Annotated in this window: 13 protein-coding genes; all 13 read right to left on the reverse strand. The window is 57.6% G+C overall.

Features of this window, described 5'->3' with window-relative positions:
• Positions 1 to 4: 4 nt before the first annotated feature.
• On the reverse strand, positions 5 to 202 hold the full coding sequence (locus tag ACFO3S_RS21310; RefSeq protein WP_378100206.1) for a hypothetical protein: 198 nt from the start codon (positions 200 to 202) through the stop codon (positions 5 to 7).
• Positions 195 to 3,437: a right-handed parallel beta-helix repeat-containing protein gene (locus ACFO3S_RS21315; protein ID WP_378100208.1), complete on the reverse strand. Its 3,243-nt coding sequence runs from the start codon at positions 3,435 to 3,437 to the stop codon at positions 195 to 197. Before ACFO3S_RS21315 ends, ACFO3S_RS21310 begins: the two co-directional genes overlap by 8 nt.
• Before the next feature lie 160 nt (positions 3,438 to 3,597).
• Complete coding sequence (locus tag ACFO3S_RS21320) at positions 3,598 to 5,955, reverse strand: helix-turn-helix transcriptional regulator (protein WP_378100210.1); 2,358 nt, start codon at positions 5,953 to 5,955, stop codon at positions 3,598 to 3,600.
• A gap of 46 nt (positions 5,956 to 6,001) precedes the next feature.
• Positions 6,002 to 7,000 (reverse strand): aldo/keto reductase, encoded by a 999-nt coding sequence (locus ACFO3S_RS21325; RefSeq protein ID WP_378100212.1) that lies wholly within the window; start codon positions 6,998 to 7,000, stop codon positions 6,002 to 6,004.
• 17 nt (positions 7,001 to 7,017) lie between these two features.
• Entirely contained in the window at positions 7,018 to 8,166 is a 1,149-nt protein-coding gene (locus ACFO3S_RS21330; RefSeq protein WP_378100214.1) for a Gfo/Idh/MocA family protein, read from the reverse strand.
• 11 nt (positions 8,167 to 8,177) lie between these two features.
• A complete protein-coding gene (locus tag ACFO3S_RS21335) occupies positions 8,178 to 9,347 on the reverse strand; it encodes a GNAT family N-acetyltransferase (RefSeq protein WP_378100216.1) in 1,170 nt (389 codons plus the stop codon).
• Positions 9,344 to 11,227, reverse strand: coding sequence for a glycoside hydrolase family 20 zincin-like fold domain-containing protein (locus tag ACFO3S_RS21340; RefSeq protein WP_378100218.1), 1,884 nt, complete (start codon positions 11,225 to 11,227; stop codon positions 9,344 to 9,346). Before ACFO3S_RS21340 ends, ACFO3S_RS21335 begins: the two co-directional genes overlap by 4 nt.
• On the reverse strand, positions 11,224 to 13,281 hold the full coding sequence (locus tag ACFO3S_RS21345) for a right-handed parallel beta-helix repeat-containing protein (RefSeq protein ID WP_378100220.1): 2,058 nt from the start codon (positions 13,279 to 13,281) through the stop codon (positions 11,224 to 11,226). Before ACFO3S_RS21345 ends, ACFO3S_RS21340 begins: the two co-directional genes overlap by 4 nt.
• 400 nt (positions 13,282 to 13,681) lie before the next feature.
• A complete protein-coding gene (locus ACFO3S_RS21350) occupies positions 13,682 to 13,996 on the reverse strand; it encodes a DMT family transporter (RefSeq protein WP_378100222.1) in 315 nt (104 codons plus the stop codon).
• A 1-nt stretch (position 13,997) separates the two neighbouring features.
• Positions 13,998 to 14,345, reverse strand: coding sequence for a DMT family transporter (locus ACFO3S_RS21355; protein ID WP_378100223.1), 348 nt, complete (start codon positions 14,343 to 14,345; stop codon positions 13,998 to 14,000).
• A 106-nt stretch (positions 14,346 to 14,451) separates the two neighbouring features.
• Positions 14,452 to 15,039: a TetR/AcrR family transcriptional regulator gene (locus ACFO3S_RS21360; RefSeq protein WP_378100225.1), complete on the reverse strand. Its 588-nt coding sequence runs from the start codon at positions 15,037 to 15,039 to the stop codon at positions 14,452 to 14,454.
• 160 nt (positions 15,040 to 15,199) lie between these two features.
• Entirely contained in the window at positions 15,200 to 15,679 is a 480-nt protein-coding gene (locus tag ACFO3S_RS21365; protein WP_378100227.1) for an SRPBCC family protein, read from the reverse strand.
• 88 nt (positions 15,680 to 15,767) lie between these two features.
• Entirely contained in the window at positions 15,768 to 16,583 is an 816-nt protein-coding gene (locus tag ACFO3S_RS21370) for a DNA alkylation repair protein (protein ID WP_378100229.1), read from the reverse strand.
• Positions 16,584 to 16,587: the final 4 nt, after the last annotated feature.

Genomic DNA, 16,587 nt, shown 5'->3' on the forward strand with positions numbered 1-16,587 from the left:
GTCATCATCTCCTCTTGCTGTTGTCCGTTCGCGATCCGGAAGGCGAACCAAGCCTTCTCTCCCGGCACGCCGGTCGTACACGCGCCGTCCTCCTCCTCGCGCCAATGGAAGCCCCAGCCGATCGCGCCGTCCGCTGCACCATGCCGGGAAGATCGTTCTCGTACGTGAGACTGTTGCCGATGAACAAGATGCGTTTATTCAACTCCCGCTTCCACCTTCAAGTCCGAGATAACCGCCTTCACCGGCGCCGACCCCGTTCCGGAATAGAGGCCGACGCCCGCGAGCAAGTGTTTGCCCGTATACTCGCACGCGACCGTCCCCATCTCCTGCCAGCCGTCCGCGGTTTCGTAGTAACCCGTGACGGTCTGGCCGGCCATCACCAGCTTCAGCTTCGCCGGGAACGTCACGCTCTTGTCGAAGATCATGAGCACCCCGGACTGGGAGCCCCAGTAGTTCTCCGGATGCTGGATGCTTTCCTCGTTCCGGTACGCGTACCGCAGCGCGCCCAATCCGTCCGCCCGGAAGTGGACGTGCTTGGCGTCGACCGCATCGTCATCCCGCAGCATAAGGCCGATAGCCGCGTTCGGGTCCTTCGTATGGAAGGCGTCGATCGTCGCTGTCAGTGTGACGGTTTCGTTTGCTTTCGCCTTCACCTTCCGGTTCAGGAAGACGAAGTCGTCCGCCGACGCCCACACGTTATCGCCTTGGCCGATGAGTGACAGCTTGCCGTCTTCCTTCAGCGCGAACCCTCGGGCATGTTCTCCGTAGGCGTCCGCCTTCCAGCCCTGTACGGCGCCGTTCGTCTGCTTGGGGAAGACAGTGACGGTGCGTGCGGCCGCCTTCGTCCTGCCGTCTAGCGTCACGGTCGCGGTAATCGTCGCCTGTCCCGCGCCGATCGCGGTCAGCTGCGCGGTCGTGCCATCCACCCGGTCGATGCGGACGACGCCGCTGTCGCTGGACGTGATCGCGATCGAATCGGCGGCGAACAGATCGGCGGCCGTCCCGTCGTTCAGCGTCCCGACGAGCGAGAGACTGCCTCTGTCGCGAATCGTGTACACGAACGCCGACGCTTCGAGCGCGACTTCCTTCAGCGCCTGCCCGTCTCCGCCGTCGAACGGCGTCGTCTCGATCAGCCCGAGGTCGTCGGCGTAGGAATAACCCGGTCCGGCCGACGATTTGTACACGTAGACGAGCGCGCTCGTCTGCGTCGGTCCCGTCGTGAAGTCGACCTCTCTCCGCACGTACTCGGTATCGTCCGAATACGCGCTGCGCTCTTCGCCGCCGTACTCCTTCACCCCGATGTTGACCGCTTCGCCGGCATCGTTATGCAGCCAGCCGACGAGCTTGTAGCCCGTATTCGGTTTCAAGCCGGTCACTGTCTGCGCGACGCCGTCTGCGCCGCCGCCCAATCTTAGCTTCTGGAACAGGCCGCGCTTGGCCCAGCCGGTCGAGCCGTCCACGCCGATGGTCGTCCCGGTGGACGAATTCCCCCATTGCGCAAGGCCCAGCTCGAAGCCGCTGTTGCGCAGCAGGTTCATATAAGGCGTGTTGACCGGCACGAATGCGGGATCCGGCGGATTGGCGAAATCATGCCCCGCCGTCCAATCGGCACCGCCGTATTCGTATGCGCCTGCGTCCGGCGCGACGCCGGCGAACCCGTCGGTGATGCCCGGCACCATCGCTCCCGCGTTAACCGCCGTGGAGCCGGCCGTGAGCCGGTAGTCGCCGGCACCCGGGTCGGCGAATCCGATGCCCGCGGCGTCCGTCACGTTGTTGCCGACGACCGTATCCGGCGTGAAAGAAGCCGCGTCCGTGAAGATGTTGTTGAAGATCCGCGTCCCGTACAGCTCGGCGCCGTAAGGCTCCTCGCCCCAGTAGGAGAAGCTCTGGCCGTTGTTGACGACCGTATTGTTGTAGATCAGCTTGAAATTGCCCGGCGTATTCAGCACGATGCCCGTGTCGCCCCCGTAGATGACATTGTGGTGAACGACCGCGTTCTCGGTGAAATTGTCCAGGTACAGATTGAAGCCGGAGGAGTAGGCATGGTTGCCGTGAATCCGGTTGTGGTGAATTTCGCTGTTGCCGAGATCGGCGCCGTACGTATAGATCATGCCGCCGTCCCGGGACAGCCACATTCCGTTGTAGATGTCGTTGTACTGCACGTTGGCGCTGCCCCGCTTCCAGTAGATGCTTGCCCGTCCTGCATCCCGGAGCGTATTGTGGCTGATCAAATTTTGCTCGCCGCTCTCCAGTACGACAAGCGACGCATACGAGCCCATGTAGTCGCCGTCGTGAATCTCGTTGTTGACGACCCGGTTATGGCTGCCGTTCACCTTGACGAGGGTGCCGGAGGAGTAGGCGACGGTGCTGTTGCGCAGCTCGTTGCCGTCTCCGGACAAGTTGATGCCGCTGTTGTCCTGGTGGCCCGGATAGTAGCCCTGGCTGAAGTCCGAGAAGTACGGATACAGAACCCGGATGCCGTCCAGCACGTTGTGGTGGGAATCGTCCATCCAGATCGTGGCGGCGAACGTGCCGATCCCTTCGAGCCGGATATGCGACTTGCCGCTTAAGTCGAACGCCGTCGTCCGCTGCTTGATCTCCACGTCCGACGGAATCCCGCCGCCCGGCGCCCACACATAGACCGTTCCCGCCGCCGCGTCGATGTGCCATTCGCCCGGCGCATCCAATGCGCCCAGCACGCCGCTGAGATAATAGTCGTTGCCGGCTGTCGGGTACAGGTAGTCGGCGTTGTCCGGGATCGGCGCCAGATGCAGCGTATGGCTGGCCGCATCGTAGTCCTCCACCGTCGTCGTCTGCGCGAGGTAGCCGTGGCCTCCCCGCACCCATACCGTCGCACCGTCCCAGAAGCCGTCCGGCTGCGTCAAATCGCCGTCGACGATCTCCGTTCCCGCTGCCGATCCGGCGTCCATGACGGCCATGCCGTCCCGAAGCCCCGGCAGCGAGTACGCGTCGACGTTCGGCCAGCGCGCCTCCCAGAGCGGCGCCGCCGTGCCGCCGGACCCGACGAACAGCTGGTTCTCGTGTCCGAGGTTCTGCAGCGGCGCAAGAGCCGCCTTGTAGACGTTGCCGGCGTGCTGCGTCCAGCCGCCGAGCGGTTCGGTGCCGCTGACGACGACGGTTGCGCCCGCTTCCGCCCGGAACGTGATGGGCGCGCCTTCCGCGCCGCTGCTCGCGGGCGTCACCGTCTCCCGATACGTGCCGGCCCGAATGACGGCCGTGTCGCCGGGCTGCATGACGTCGGCGGCCTGCTGAATGGTGCGGAACGGCTCGGCGCTCGTGCCCGGGTTAGAATCGCTGCCCGTTACGGCCACGTAATAGGTCGCGTTCGCCGCGGCCGCGGGTTCGGGCGAGGCCGGGATCGAGCCGAGGACAAGCATCGCGGCCAGAACCAGGCCCCCTACGGATTGGGATACCATGAACGATACCTCCGATCTTTTCGTCTTCGAATGGAATGGCAGCGCATACATGCCGCTGCACCTCCACCATAGCCGCAAGACGGAAGCCAAGACTAGTGCAAAGATTGCACTTTTGTTTCCAACCGGACTGATCGATCCGTATTTTTTTCACTTTCGGCGGTCAGGTGAGCGATTTTTTCACCCGGTACTCTTTCGGAGTCGCGCCGAACCGCTTTTTGAACATTTTGAAAAAGTAGCTTTGGGAATTGAACCCGACCTTCTCGACGACTTCGGCGATCGGCACTTTGTTTTTCTCGAGATAATGGAGCGATTGCTGAAGCCGGTATTCGTTAATATACTCGGCTACCGATACGGCTTCGTACTTCTTAAAGATCCGCCCGATGTAGGCCGCAGACATCTTGAGCATCTCGGCGATATCCTGCAGGCACAAGTTCACGTTGGCGTAATTCGCGTGTATGACGTCCTTGATCGTATCGACCAGCACATGGTCCTTGTTCTCCACCACTTGCCGGTGATCGATGAAGAGGCCGTCGAGCAAGGCGGACAACGCCGCGAAGATCTCGTCCAGCGTCTCCAGCTCGAACACGGCCCGGTCGATCGCGCGCAAGTCGATCGGCAGCGGCGCCAGCTTGTTCCGGTTCATCTCCCGGAGCGTCTGCTTGACGATCAGGCTCAGCTGGATGACCGACTGCATCGTCGCGTCGGCGTTCATGGCGGTTAACGCTTCTCGAATGCGGTTCAATCCATCATAGACGGCATCCCTGCTGCTCAGCTTGATCGCTTCAACCAGCTTCCGCTCCAGCTCGGTCGGCACCTGCGTCTCGCCGTTGTTCAGGTTGCGCCGCACCATCTCCGGCGTAATGACGGCGCCCGCGCCGAAGTTCCGCCGGTAGGCGAGCGAATCGAGCGCGTTGCGGAATTGATACGTTATCTCGCGGTACGTCGGCGCCGCGTCGCTGAGCGCGCAAGTAAACGTCACGCGATAGTAATCCCGGACGATGCGCCCGGCCCGCCGGAGCAGCTCCGCGATCGCGTCCAGGCGATCCGCGCGGACGCTCTCCGCATCGAACAGCATGACGAGGTTCTCTCCGCGAATGTCGGCCACCTCGCCGCGCAGCCCTTCCGCTTGCTCCGCCATCATATCCAGCACGATGTTCGAAACGGCAAAATGAAGGAGCCTTACTTCCGCTCCTTCTTTCGCGCCTTCCTTCTTCAGTTGCCTGTCGATCTGGAAGACGACGACGACGACGTCCTTCTCCAGGTTCGCCCTGATGCCTTTCCTGTTCAGTCCCTCCTGCAACTGCCGCCAATCGTCCGGCGAGAACGCCGTGCTGTCCGTCACAAGCTTGCGCAAGTAGTAGGCGATTAAAATCTCTTCGTTCCGTTCCCGTTTCGAATGCTCTCTCGTCAGCTTGTCGACCAGCCGGTCATAGACATGGGACATGTAGCTGATCTCGTCCTTGACGGCCCCATTGTCCGCTTCGCCGCCGGGCATTCGTTTCGCCTGCTTCATTAACACGTCGATCGGCGCGTACAGCTTCCTCGACACGAACAGCGACACGAGCAGCGCCAGCGCCAGACAGACGGCCGCCACCGCGGTGAACACAAGCTTCAGCTCGCGGATCGAAGCCATTACCGCCTCATACGGCTGAATGTCGACGATCACCCAATCGATCGAGGGATTGATCATGTAGTTGACGATCTGCTTTTGGTCCCCGTAGGTATAAGTGAACTGGGACACCGGATCGTGCGAAGCGGCCAGATGCCGGTACACCTCGCCCTTCAGATGGGACAGATCCAGATCCGACCGCTCGGCCGCGCTGTACGCCGCTTGCTTCTGATCGAACAGGACGATCGTGCTCGACCGGTTGGCGGGCAGGTTGTTCATCAATTCGACTTGCTGGAACAGCCATTCCGGCCTGATGTTGACGATGACCGCGCTCTCCGTGCGGGTGTAGGCGTCGAGCGAATCGTACAGATAGAGGGAGAAGACGTCCTGCTGGCGCTCCGGATGCTTCGGATCGGGCGCGAAGCGGTCCGGCATCAGCTGCATCTTGTGAATCGTCCGCTTCCCGTCCAAATATTCGCCGACCATGCCGATCATGCTGCTCTTCTCCGGCACTTCTCCGCTGATGAAATACGTGTCCTGCTTGCTGTTGTAGATGACGATCGAATGGAGGAACGAGTTGTAGCCGATCGTCTTGTTCAGCTTGTTGATCCTCACCCAGTCCTCGTGTTCGTCGGGCTTGCCGCTGTAGAGCAGCTGAGCCATGTCGTTATCGTAGAAGATGGAGATCGCCAAGTTTTTGACCGTTTCATTCATATACGCGATGTTGTAGTTCATCTGCGACAGCACCTTCTGGTTCGCTTCGCGTTGGGAGGCGAGACTGATCTTCTCCGCGTACAGGAACGCCGCCAGCAGCGAGACGATCATGAACGTCACGAGCAGCAGATTAATCGACAGAACGAGGCGAAGCAAATATTTTTTTCCTCTGTATTTCCGCCAATATCGGTTCACCGGAATCACCTCGCGCAGGTAGTAGGTCCGACCGTCCGACGCCGACTTATTCCTCTCCGGACAAGATGCGCTCGATCGTCAGCCGTTCGTCGTCGCCGAAGCGCAAGCCGTTCAGAGCGGCGACGTTCTCCGCCAACTGTTCGACCCGGCTCGCGCCCAGAATGGCCGACGTCACCTTGCCGTCCCGGAACAGCCAGGCCAGCGCCATCTGCGGCAGCGTCTGCCCGCGGCGTTCGGCGATCTCGGCCAGACGCTTCAGCTTGCGGATCGTCGCGTCCGTCACCCAGTTTTTGTCGAAGTGGCCGGTCGGCGAATTCGCCCGGGAATCGTCGGGAAAGCCGCTGACGTATTTGCCGGTCAAGATTCCTTGGGCAAGCGGGCTGAACACAATCGCGCCGACGCCGTTGTCCGCCAGCATCTGCTGCAGCGCGCCTTCGTTGCCCCGGTTCAGCATCGAGTAGTCATGCTGATGGATGAGCATCGGCGTGCCCAGCTCGCGGAGAATCCGGATCGCTTCGGCAGACTGCGCCGTGTCGTGGCTGCAGATGCCGACATAGAGCGCTTTGCCCTGCCGCACGGCGTGGTCGAGCGCCGCCATCGTCTCTTCCAGCGGAACTTCCGGGTCGAGACCGTGCGCGTAGAAGATGTCGACGTAATCGAGGCCCAGTCGCTGCAGGCTCCGGTCGAGCGCGGCGACGAACGTCTTCCTCGAACCTCCGCCTCCGTAAGGGCCTTCGAACATTTGCCCCGACGCCTTCGTCGCGACGACCAGTTCGTCCCGGTACGGGGCCAGGTCTGTCGCCAGCAGCCGGCCGAACATCTCTTCGGCGCTGCCGGGCGGCGGGCCGTATACGTTGGCGAGATCGAAGTGCGTAATGCCGAGGTCGAACGCCCCTCGCACGAGCGCCCGTCCTTTCTCGTAAGCGTCGACGCCGCCGAAGTTGTACCACAGCCCGAGCGAGAACGCCGGGAGCTTCAAGCCGGAAAGGCCGGTTCGATGATAGACCATCCGATCGTAACGATGGGGGTTGGCTTGGTAAGACATGCTGCACCTCTTTCGCTTCAGATAAGGTCGTCCGGTACCGGACGGACCGCCGTGACGCGGCCGCCGGAACGGATCGATTCCGTTGCGGCGATTCCCGCCGCCACGCTCATACGGCCCGACATGGGCGTCGCCACCGGCGTTTTGCCGAGCACGATCGCGTCGATGAAATCTTGGCAGATGACCGGATCCGCTCCGCCGTGCGTCCCTTCCGCCACCTTAATGTCGTAGACGGCGTCGTACATTTCGTGCCATTTGTTCGAGCGCCTCGTTTTCACGTATACCTTGTTGTCCGGTTCCGAGTTTTCCATTCGTCCTTCCGTCCCGATGAAGACGTAGTTCCGGTGATAGTCGGGGGTAAAATGGCACTGCAGGTACGACGCCTTGATGCCGCCGCCCAGTTCCATGATGACGACGTTATTGTCTTCGACGTCGATCTCCCGGCGGAAGGCGCATTGGTCCATATGAGAGAACCTGGCTTCCGTGCACGTCTCCTTATCCGCGCAGGCGGGGCAGGTCAGATCGTCCGGCTTGTCGCCGCCGTAGAAGTCGAGGCTGCCGAACGCGGACACTTTCTTCGCGTATTGACCGGTAATCCAATGGATAATGTCGATGTCGTGCGAGCCTTTTTGCAGCAGCAGCGAAGTGGAATGACGCGAGCTGCCGTGCCAGTCGTGGTAATACCAATCGCCGCCGAAGCCGACGAAGTGGCGCACCCACACCGCCTTGATCTCGCCGATCGCCCCGGATTCGACAATCCCCTTCATCGTGCGGTACATGTTCAGATATCTCATATTGAAGCCGACCATCAGCTGCTTGCCGGATTCCTTCCAGGCTCTCAGAATGTTGTCGCACCCTTCCACCGTAATCGCGAGCGGCTTCTCGCAGAAGACGTGCTTCCCGGCTCGCAGCGCCGCCACCGCGTACGCTTCATGGGTGAAGTCGGGCGAAGTGACGGCGATTGCGTCGATGTCGCCCTGTGCCAGCAGTTCCTCGTAATCCGTCGTCACGAACGCTTCGGGATTCAGCCGGGCTCGGAACGCCTCCAGCTGCTTCGGGTTGACGTCGGCGCCGCCGACGACGATCGAGCGGCCCTCCGGCCGGTGCCAATATTGCGCCAGCTCCCCCCGTCCGCGCACGCCGACGACGCCGATTCGTACCTGATCCATGATGCAGCCTCCTATACAAAGTTGATGCCGGCCGTCGACGGGAACGGAATCGGGAACAGGCGCCGCAGCGCTTCTTCCAGTCTGCGGTCTGCTTCAGGGGGAACGTGTCCTTCGAACGCAAGTTGCAGAAACTGCACGCGGGACATTCGCGCGCTTCGCTCCCCGATGCTCACCGCCACCCGATCCCCGGTCTGTTCGACGCGCATCGATTCGCTCCCGGACAAGCCGCTCGCCTCCCAGTACGGGCGCAGCTGACGGACGAACGCTTCCGCGTCCGTGATGAGCGCCGTTCCTTCGTTATGCACCGGCTCCGGCGGAGATGATAGCGCATTCAAAACCGCGAGCAAGTCGGCCTCCTGCCACGGAACGTTCGCCTGAAGGCCGGCGCCTCCGGAAGTGCGGACGCCTTCGGCGAACAGCGCGGCGACGGCGGCGGCCGATCCGGCCCATTCGACGGCGAGCGATTCCCGGCGGCCAGCTGCTGCGGCGGACTTGTCGTCGGTCCCCAGCACGATATAACCGATAAGCCGATGCGGCGCGACGGCAGCGCTCTCGGCCACCAGCACCTTATTGCGAAGCCCCGCATTGGCGGCCGGCGCTTCCGCTTCGATCAGCGTGGCCAAGTCCCATAGGCTCTGCTCGTACCGCGCCACTCGCGTGCGGGACAAGCGCCGCAGCTCGAACCCGTCTTCGGGCTGCAGCTCGCGAATCGTAACGGCTGATCCAGACGTATCCGCCGCTGCCAATCGGCCGGCTTGAGACATGCCGATGCGATAGCGGTAGAAGACGCCGAATTCCTCGCAGCCTATTCGCCGGTAGAGCGGCCTCCCTCCGGATACGAGCAGCAGTGGAGCGTCTGCGGCGCGCATATGCGCGAGTACCCGTTCCAGAATCATGCTCGCATACCCTCTGCCGCGGTCTTCGCTGCGGGTGCAGACGGCTCCGATCGAGCAGACGCGCAGCTCCGCGGCTCCGATCCGGATGATGTTCGGCACGAGTCCGATGAAAGAGACAAGCCGATCGGCCTCGAATGCGCCGTACGACTGCCGGTAAGCGCCGCTGAACGCCATCGGGTACGTCGCGCCCATCGACTTGCCCCCGCCGTCGCGGAACACTTCATCCGCGAGCTTGACCGCTTCCGGGTATTCCTCCGGACGAATGCGGCGAATGTCTACTGTCATGGCGCACTCCCCCTTCCGCATAGCCGCTCGTAGCTTTCTTGCAAGCGCCGAAGGCGCTTCACGCTATCGGTCAGCCCCCCGTGCCGATTGCGCTCCAGCCAGAGCTGCTCGTGCCTGCGAATGACATACGCGATATCGTCCGACAGCCGCTCCGCCAGTGCGAGAGCATCTGCCTCGGCACCTTCCCTGTGCAGAAGCTTCAGCTTGCCGAGCTCGCAGCCGTGCAGCAGGAACCGGATCGCATGGCGAGTCTCGGCTTCGATTAAACCGGCCAGGTCCCCCTCCATCCGCACGAGCTTCAGCTCATCCTCCAAGTCGAGCAAGCAGCGCTCGATCGCGTCGTAATCCGATAACGAGAACCCTTCCGCGACGCTGTCGTCGTCCAGCTCGGCGAACAGCGTCCTGGCGATGGCCGTGCCGTTGTCCCTGCCGCCTTTCTCCAGCAAATAGTAGTTGCCCAGATTCATAACCAGCTTGCCCATCCGCCCGCTCTTGTCCTGGAACACGTACCGGTCCAGATAACCCGCGACGTCCGCATCGGCGTTCCGTTCGACGCCCCAGCTTAGCGCCGCGCCGTAGACGAACCCAGGGTCGCTGAACAGCGGATATTGCCAGTGACCGTTGTCGCCCCAGTCGGTAATCAGGTAACCGGCGGCGCCGTGCTGCTTGCCACTTGCGGCCGCGTTCAGCAGGTTCGCCTTCATGTTGTCGGTCCGCCCGGTAATCGAGCACCAGCTGCTCGTCCCCGGACAGACGTAGAAGTCGATGCCGACCTCCCTGAAGCGGGCGCCGTCTTCCTTGAACCGGTGATTCGCTTCGTACCCCCATTCCAGGGCGATGACGTCTCGCGGCAGCCGGTCGATCAGCTCCGGACTCTTGATAATGATATCGCCCCAGAACATCATCCGTTTGCCGTGCGCTTTCACGATGTCGTATACGGCCAGCAAGTAATCCAGGTAAACCTGGCCTTTCCCCCTCGCTTCGCACGCTTCCTTGGACTTCCCGCCGCCCAGCTCGGTCTCGTCACAGCCTACGTTAAAAAACGGCGAGGAGAAATACGGGAGCAGATCCGCCGTCATCCGGCCGACGAGCGCAAGCGAGCCGGGATCCGTCGGATCGAGCGTGTCCGCCCGGTGACGGACGCCCGGCTGCCAGTCGAACTCATAGCCTTCCGGACGTTCTGCAAGCGCCTGGAATTCTTTTTTGGCCAGCCAGTCTCCCATATGTCCGAAGCTGTTCTGGTTCGGGACCAGATCGATATGCCGCTGCTTGCAGTAGCGGTCCAGCGACACGATCTCTTCGCCGGTGATCGGCGTTCCGTCGAGCCATACGGCCGGGTAGCTCGGGTAGGCGAACGAGAAACCCTCGATATACAGCTGCAGTTCGTTCATCTTCAGGTCGGCCATCTTGTCGACGAATGCATAGAGCGTCTCCATCGTCGGGATTTTGTTCCGGCTGATGTCCAGCATCACTCCTCGAGCCCGGTAATCCGGCGCGTCCTCGATCGTCAGACAAGGCAGCGTCTTGCCGCATTGGACGAACAGCTGCTTCAGCGTACTGACCGCGTGGAAGGCGCCCGTCCCGCTTCCGTATTCGATGCGGATCCGATCTGCGTCGATGCCGATCCGATACGCCTCGTGCGCGAGTCCGGCCGTCCGTTCGAAACGGATCGTGTCCTTGAGCATGCCGGAATGCTCGACCAGAATCGAGAGCTTCAGATTGCATGCCTCCTGCACGATCTCCTGCAATCTCCCGGCGGTATCGAATAATTCGTCCCTGTCCCGAAGGGTAATCCGGATGCCGTCTCCTTCGGCAAGTGCAAACGTTCCTTCGCCGCGCTCGTATCGCAGCGGATGCGGAAGAATAACCGGTAGGGTCATAGGTCGGGATTGCTCCTTTCTTTTCTCGGACCGACGTCGCTCATGTCGATCGGCCGGAAGCCGAGCCGGAATGCCGGCGAATCGGGAGCGAGCTTCAGCGGATACCGTTCGAAAGGCTCGAATCCGGGGTTCTCGACCAGACTGCTCCAATCGTTGCCCGTCGCCTTTCTCCACGCCTCCAGCATGCCGGCCTCGCCGCCCCTGTCCGGACCGTCGCCGTTGAATATACGGGTTTTCCCGCTTATGTCCCAATAAAGATTGGCGTCGCTGACCAGATGCTTGCCCTTCTCCGCTTCCATCTGGAAGATCGGCTGGCCGTCCGTGACGACGATGTTGCGCATGAACGTGAACGACACGTGCTCCTCCGGACGGGTCAGCGCGATCTGGCCGTCCCGATTCATTGCGAAAATGTTGTTCCGGACGATATTCTCCCTGCCGTAATGCTGATGGAATCCGTGGCTGCTCGTATCCGAGCAAATATTGTTCTCGATCACGATATGAGAGCTGCCCTCATCGGTATAGATCGCCCAGCCTCCGTAATTGCTCTTCTCGATACCGTAGATCAGATTGCCCGTTACGACGGTTCCCGGCTGCACGCCGAGCAAATAGATGCCCCCCATATCGCTCAAGACGCCGTGGCCGAGATCGTAAATATGGTTTTTCTCGAACCGGTTGTCCCGCGAGACGCTGTCCGCGTACCCCCATTCCCAGCCGCAAGAGATGCCCGAATAGTACAAGTCGTGGATGCGGTTATGCGACACTTCGTTGCCATAGGAGTGGGTCAGCACGATGCCGATGCCGCTCAGGAAGACGCGTCCGCCGCCGTGAATGAGGTTGTCGGTGATCCGATGACAGCCGTTGCGGCTTGCCGGTTCGCCTTCCGCATCGGCTCCCCGAACCTTGATGCCGCCCGCGCCCAGATCGTACAATTCGTTGCCGACGATTTGTACGTTCCTGCAGCCGTCGCCGAGCTCGATGCCGTACCAGCCGATATGACGGACGGTGCATCCTTCGATCGCGCAATGCCTGGCGCCCGTCATCTCGATGACGCCCGGCAAGTGAACGGCTCCCTGGGGACCGGCCGCATAAGCTTCCGCAGAATCCATCCACCGGTAATCCTCGTAGCGGTCAACCCACTCCCAATCGGTATGCTGGAAAACAAGGTTGACGAACTTCAACCCTTCCACGCAGGCACCGGCGAGCGGATTACCCCTTAGCTGCAGCAGCTGGCAGGCGACCGGCGCGACGATCTCGCACTCGCCGATCGTCTCCCCCGGCATCGGAACGTAGGTCAGCCGTCCCGTCGCACGGTTCAAGTACCATTCGCCCGGCTCGCTCAGCGCTTCGAATACATTATCCACCGCATACTTCGGGAAGCGGGGAACGAAGTCGTCCTTCAGCACGAAGACGCTCCGGCGCGTAGACGTTATCTGCCGCTTCTCCGGATCGACCGATTGAATCGGCATATGCTCATCGGTCCAGAAATGCGGCACGATCACTTCGATATCCGCCAGCTGAGTCCAGGCGTGAACGCCTTGCAGATCGCCTTCCGCATATTGGAACGTACGGCCTCCCTGGAACAGCTCGTCTTCGAACGTCATGCCCGGCACGTCCTCCATCCAATAATACCCCCGCTTGGGGAGCCGGGGACGCGGCCTGCGCTCCCCGTTCACGAACAATTGCCGGAAGTACCACGATCCGTCGGCCGCCTCCGGCACATCGACCGTCCAGACCGTCAGCGAGCCGAGCCGTTCCTCGCGCCAGCCTTCGATGCGCCTGCCGCCGTCCAGCGCGGCCGTCTCTCCCGGATAGGATGTGTAGGTCACGGGGGCGGAATCTTCCGGTTCGAATACGATCGGCTTCCCGATCCGGTACGTGCCGCCGCGCAGCTCCACGGTCACGGGCGCTGAGATGGCGGCATTTCGCTTGTATTCGCGCACGGCCAGCTTAGCTCGCTCCAGCGAGCGGAACGGACCATCCGTATATCCGGCATTCGGCTGCGCCATCAAGCCGGACCAAGCGTCGGACCCTTCCGTGGATATGTAGAATTTCATGCAATGCCTCCTTCCGTATCGTGATCGCGCCGAGCCGTTCTATCCAAACTTTAACAGATATGAAATCGATATAAACTGCAATCGTTGCACTTTTCTCCATTCTCGACTGCACGATTTATATTTTTATGCACTCGACAGGCATCCACATCACAGGAATTACGAGCGACCCATAAATCATAAGGTCAAACGATCACGATTACGACGCGACCCAGCCTTAGATAGCTCCTATCTTAAGCTGGGTCGTGTGTTGTCTGAGTTTCTTCCATGATTATACATCTGTCAACCAAGGGATGGAAGAACGCATGCACCTGAACGCTGCCCTTCGCATGACTTCGAAATCCGGTCGCCGACTTACTGGACAACCCCTGTCATTGTAATCGAGAATTTTGTCATTCTGAGGTTACGAAACTGCCTTTAACCCAATAACTCCAACGACAATAATGGTAAGACTTATGATACGCCAGACGCTTCTGGATTCATTAAAAAAGATCATATTCACCAGAACGGCAGCCGCTGTTCCCATTCCAATCCAAACCGCATAGGCAATGCTGACTTGAAGATAGTTAAAGGATGCGTAAAGAAGTCCAAACGAGCATCCAAATCCGCCCATGAACATCAGCCTATTCAAAAAGGATTTCCTTTGACTGAATTTTTTTAAACCGATGACACCAATCAATTCGAATAGAGCAGCCATAAATACGAATAGCCAGCCCATATTAACGAACTCCTTTCGCCGGCCCGGATTCTGGTTTATGATCAAATAATTTTAAAGCAATAACCCCGACGACTAACATGCCCATAAACAACCCCTTGGCAACGTTAAATTCAGCATTGAAAATCAGAATGTCCATAAGAGCCGTCCCTACAGTACCGGCTGCTGCAAAGATCGCGTAAACGGTGCCTGTCGGCAATAACTCGCATGCCTTTGAGAGAAACAGAAAATCGGCGAAAATAATGACAGTAATGAGAATCCAGTGCCACCAGGCGGCGGCAACATTAAAGCCAAAGATCCAAAGCAATTCGGTTAGAGAAGTTAAAATGACAAAAATCCAGCCCTTATTCATAGATCATTGTTCCTTTCCGAATGTTCTTAAAAATTATCGCGTCAATAATGAATGATTGTCAGTCATTATAAAAGGTTAAAAAACATACCGGTTTTCCGGTTTTTTTTCACGTTGTTCCCCGTAATGATCTTTGGATGAAATGAAAAACCCGAGACTTATATACATCCAGAAGTTCTTCCTGTTCATGGCCAATATAAAACCGTTCGGCAGCATTTTCAATCATATTGATAAGCAGCCTGGCCGTCCATCTGGCATGAAGATCATGAGCGATCTCTTTGTTGTCGGCTGCTTTCACCAGAATATCCTCAAGCCAATCATAATAAGGCGAATAGATGGCTTCCCATTTTTCCATGGAATGTTCGATCGCTAGACCGGAGTAACAAAGGACAAGAATTTCTTTGTAGGAATCGGTGATGCTGAAGGTTTCATCGATGACAACCTCCAACACTTCCCAAAAGCTTTCTTTATCCTGTGCTTCTTCTTTGATTTTGCCAAAAGTAATGGTCAGAAGATGATCGGCAATCGCAGGAATTAACGCCTTTTTGGAAGGAAAGTACAAATAAAACGTACCTTGGGCAACGCCAGCCTTTTTAACAATATCGGAAACGACCGTATTATCGTAACCTTTTTCCGTTATGACTTCCATAGCTGCCTTTAGGATAAGAGTGTATTTCCCATCAGATAGGTTTGCCAATCGTAATGACCTCCCCGAACGTGAATGACTGTCATTCATTCTAAGAAAGTCCGATATTATTGTCAAGCTGAAATCCCTCCTTATGAATACGGCGGTAACTTCTGCGCTAGATGATGTCGAACGGATCCATGAGCCCTCTGTAGATGTTGTTTCATCGTTTTCAATCATTCAAATTGAATGCTTCCTTATAAAACTCCCTTAACTCAGCTGAATTATCTTTCCATTCAACTGGATGCCCGTTGACGATCTGGCGAAGTGCATCCAGGCATCTGTGCCACCCAGCAGCGGTCATGACAGCCATAGATCGATCATCGAACGTGTGCGTAAAAAGCATCCTGCAACCTTCGCCTTCCAATTGCAATTCAATGTTCAGCAAATCATCATACTCACGGAAAGCAAAGGCTAAAGGCGGTTCAAACTTAATAATGATTCCTTCGTAGGCTGAACCTTCACCATCATCAAAAGCAATCTTACCGCCCCGTTTGAGTTCCATTTCTCCTGTCGCAAACGGGTACCATTGAGAGAAGTAGTCAGGATTCGTAATGTCACGGAAAACACGTTCAGGATGCTGCGTGAAAACACGCTCAAACTTTAATGCATATCGGCCGTCAACTTCATACAAAGTTCCATATTCATTCATCTTTATTCTCTCCTAGTTTCATGTCAAAGCTAATTCTCGATCACTAGACGTAAATATATCTCATACTTGGTTTCTTTAGACAAGACTACTATGAAATACTCACATCCGGTCTTCGTTTCTTAATATTATTTTCCATACTCTTGACTGCCCTTTTTACTGTTGATCTTTGATCGGAAATTAGCACAGCAATGACTTCTTTTTTTAATTGCTCTACATACTTCGTCCCCTCGGCTGATGTAAATATTTTTGCTATGTTCCATCTAACATGTTCATTGTCAATTTTAATCCATGTTTTGATTCGATCAATTACATGAGATGGAAAGTACCTCAGCAAACCGTCTCCTATTGCAAAAGCCCCTAAATTTTTCTTAACATAGGGATCTGGGTCAAACAATAGAGGTTCAATTAAATCCAGTAATTGTTCCGCTTTATTATCCTCCTTCGATTTCCCTGAATACTTTACAGCCACCGCTACTGCTCTACGGACATTTGGAGATGGGCTTGCCGTCCAGTCTAACAAAATAGAATAAAACTGATCGAAGTAATTATTCAAAACAATACTACATGCACTGGCAACCCATTCCCGCACTTCCCAATTTGTACTGTCGGCTAAACTATAGAGTACTTCGGTAACTTCTTTAGGATTAATATGATAATTCTGAGCAATTAATATAGCCCCTAGCTCTTCCCCCACAACACTAGAAGAGTTAGCTAAACCTATTCCGGTTTTATATAAATCAATTGGTAAACCTTTATACTTTGTTTGAAGCATCTTTAATGCTTTATTCTTGATTACTTGAGTAGGGGTGCTTCCATGGCTTGTGGATAGCCCTTCTAATATATTCAACATAGCTTGAATATCTGGAGAATCTAATGATTTTAAAAATCTTTCTTCCCAGGTCAATATG

Source organism: Cohnella hongkongensis, from assembly GCF_042654645.1.
GTDB lineage: Bacteria > Bacillota > Bacilli > Paenibacillales > Paenibacillaceae > Cohnella > Cohnella hongkongensis.

Excerpts from the sequence above, each read along its gene's own strand:
- ACFO3S_RS21345 (WP_378100220.1), bottom strand. The coding sequence starts at position 13,281 with ATGAAATTCTACATATCCACGGAAGGGTCCGACGCTTGGTCCGGCTTG.
- ACFO3S_RS21325 (WP_378100212.1), bottom strand. The coding sequence starts at position 7,000 with ATGTCTTACCAAGCCAACCCCCATCGTTACGATCGGATGGTCTATCAT.
- ACFO3S_RS21340 (WP_378100218.1), bottom strand. The coding sequence starts at position 11,227 with ATGACCCTACCGGTTATTCTTCCGCATCCGCTGCGATACGAGCGCGGC.
- ACFO3S_RS21350 (WP_378100222.1), bottom strand. The coding sequence starts at position 13,996 with ATGGGCTGGCTATTCGTATTTATGGCTGCTCTATTCGAATTGATTGGT.
- ACFO3S_RS21355 (WP_378100223.1), bottom strand. The coding sequence starts at position 14,345 with ATGAATAAGGGCTGGATTTTTGTCATTTTAACTTCTCTAACCGAATTG.
- ACFO3S_RS21315 (WP_378100208.1), bottom strand. The coding sequence starts at position 3,437 with ATGGTATCCCAATCCGTAGGGGGCCTGGTTCTGGCCGCGATGCTTGTC.
- ACFO3S_RS21365 (WP_378100227.1), bottom strand. The coding sequence starts at position 15,679 with ATGAATGAATATGGAACTTTGTATGAAGTTGACGGCCGATATGCATTA.
- ACFO3S_RS21330 (WP_378100214.1), bottom strand. The coding sequence starts at position 8,166 with ATGGATCAGGTACGAATCGGCGTCGTCGGCGTGCGCGGACGGGGGGAG.
- ACFO3S_RS21335 (WP_378100216.1), bottom strand. The coding sequence starts at position 9,347 with ATGACAGTAGACATTCGCCGCATTCGTCCGGAGGAATACCCGGAAGCG.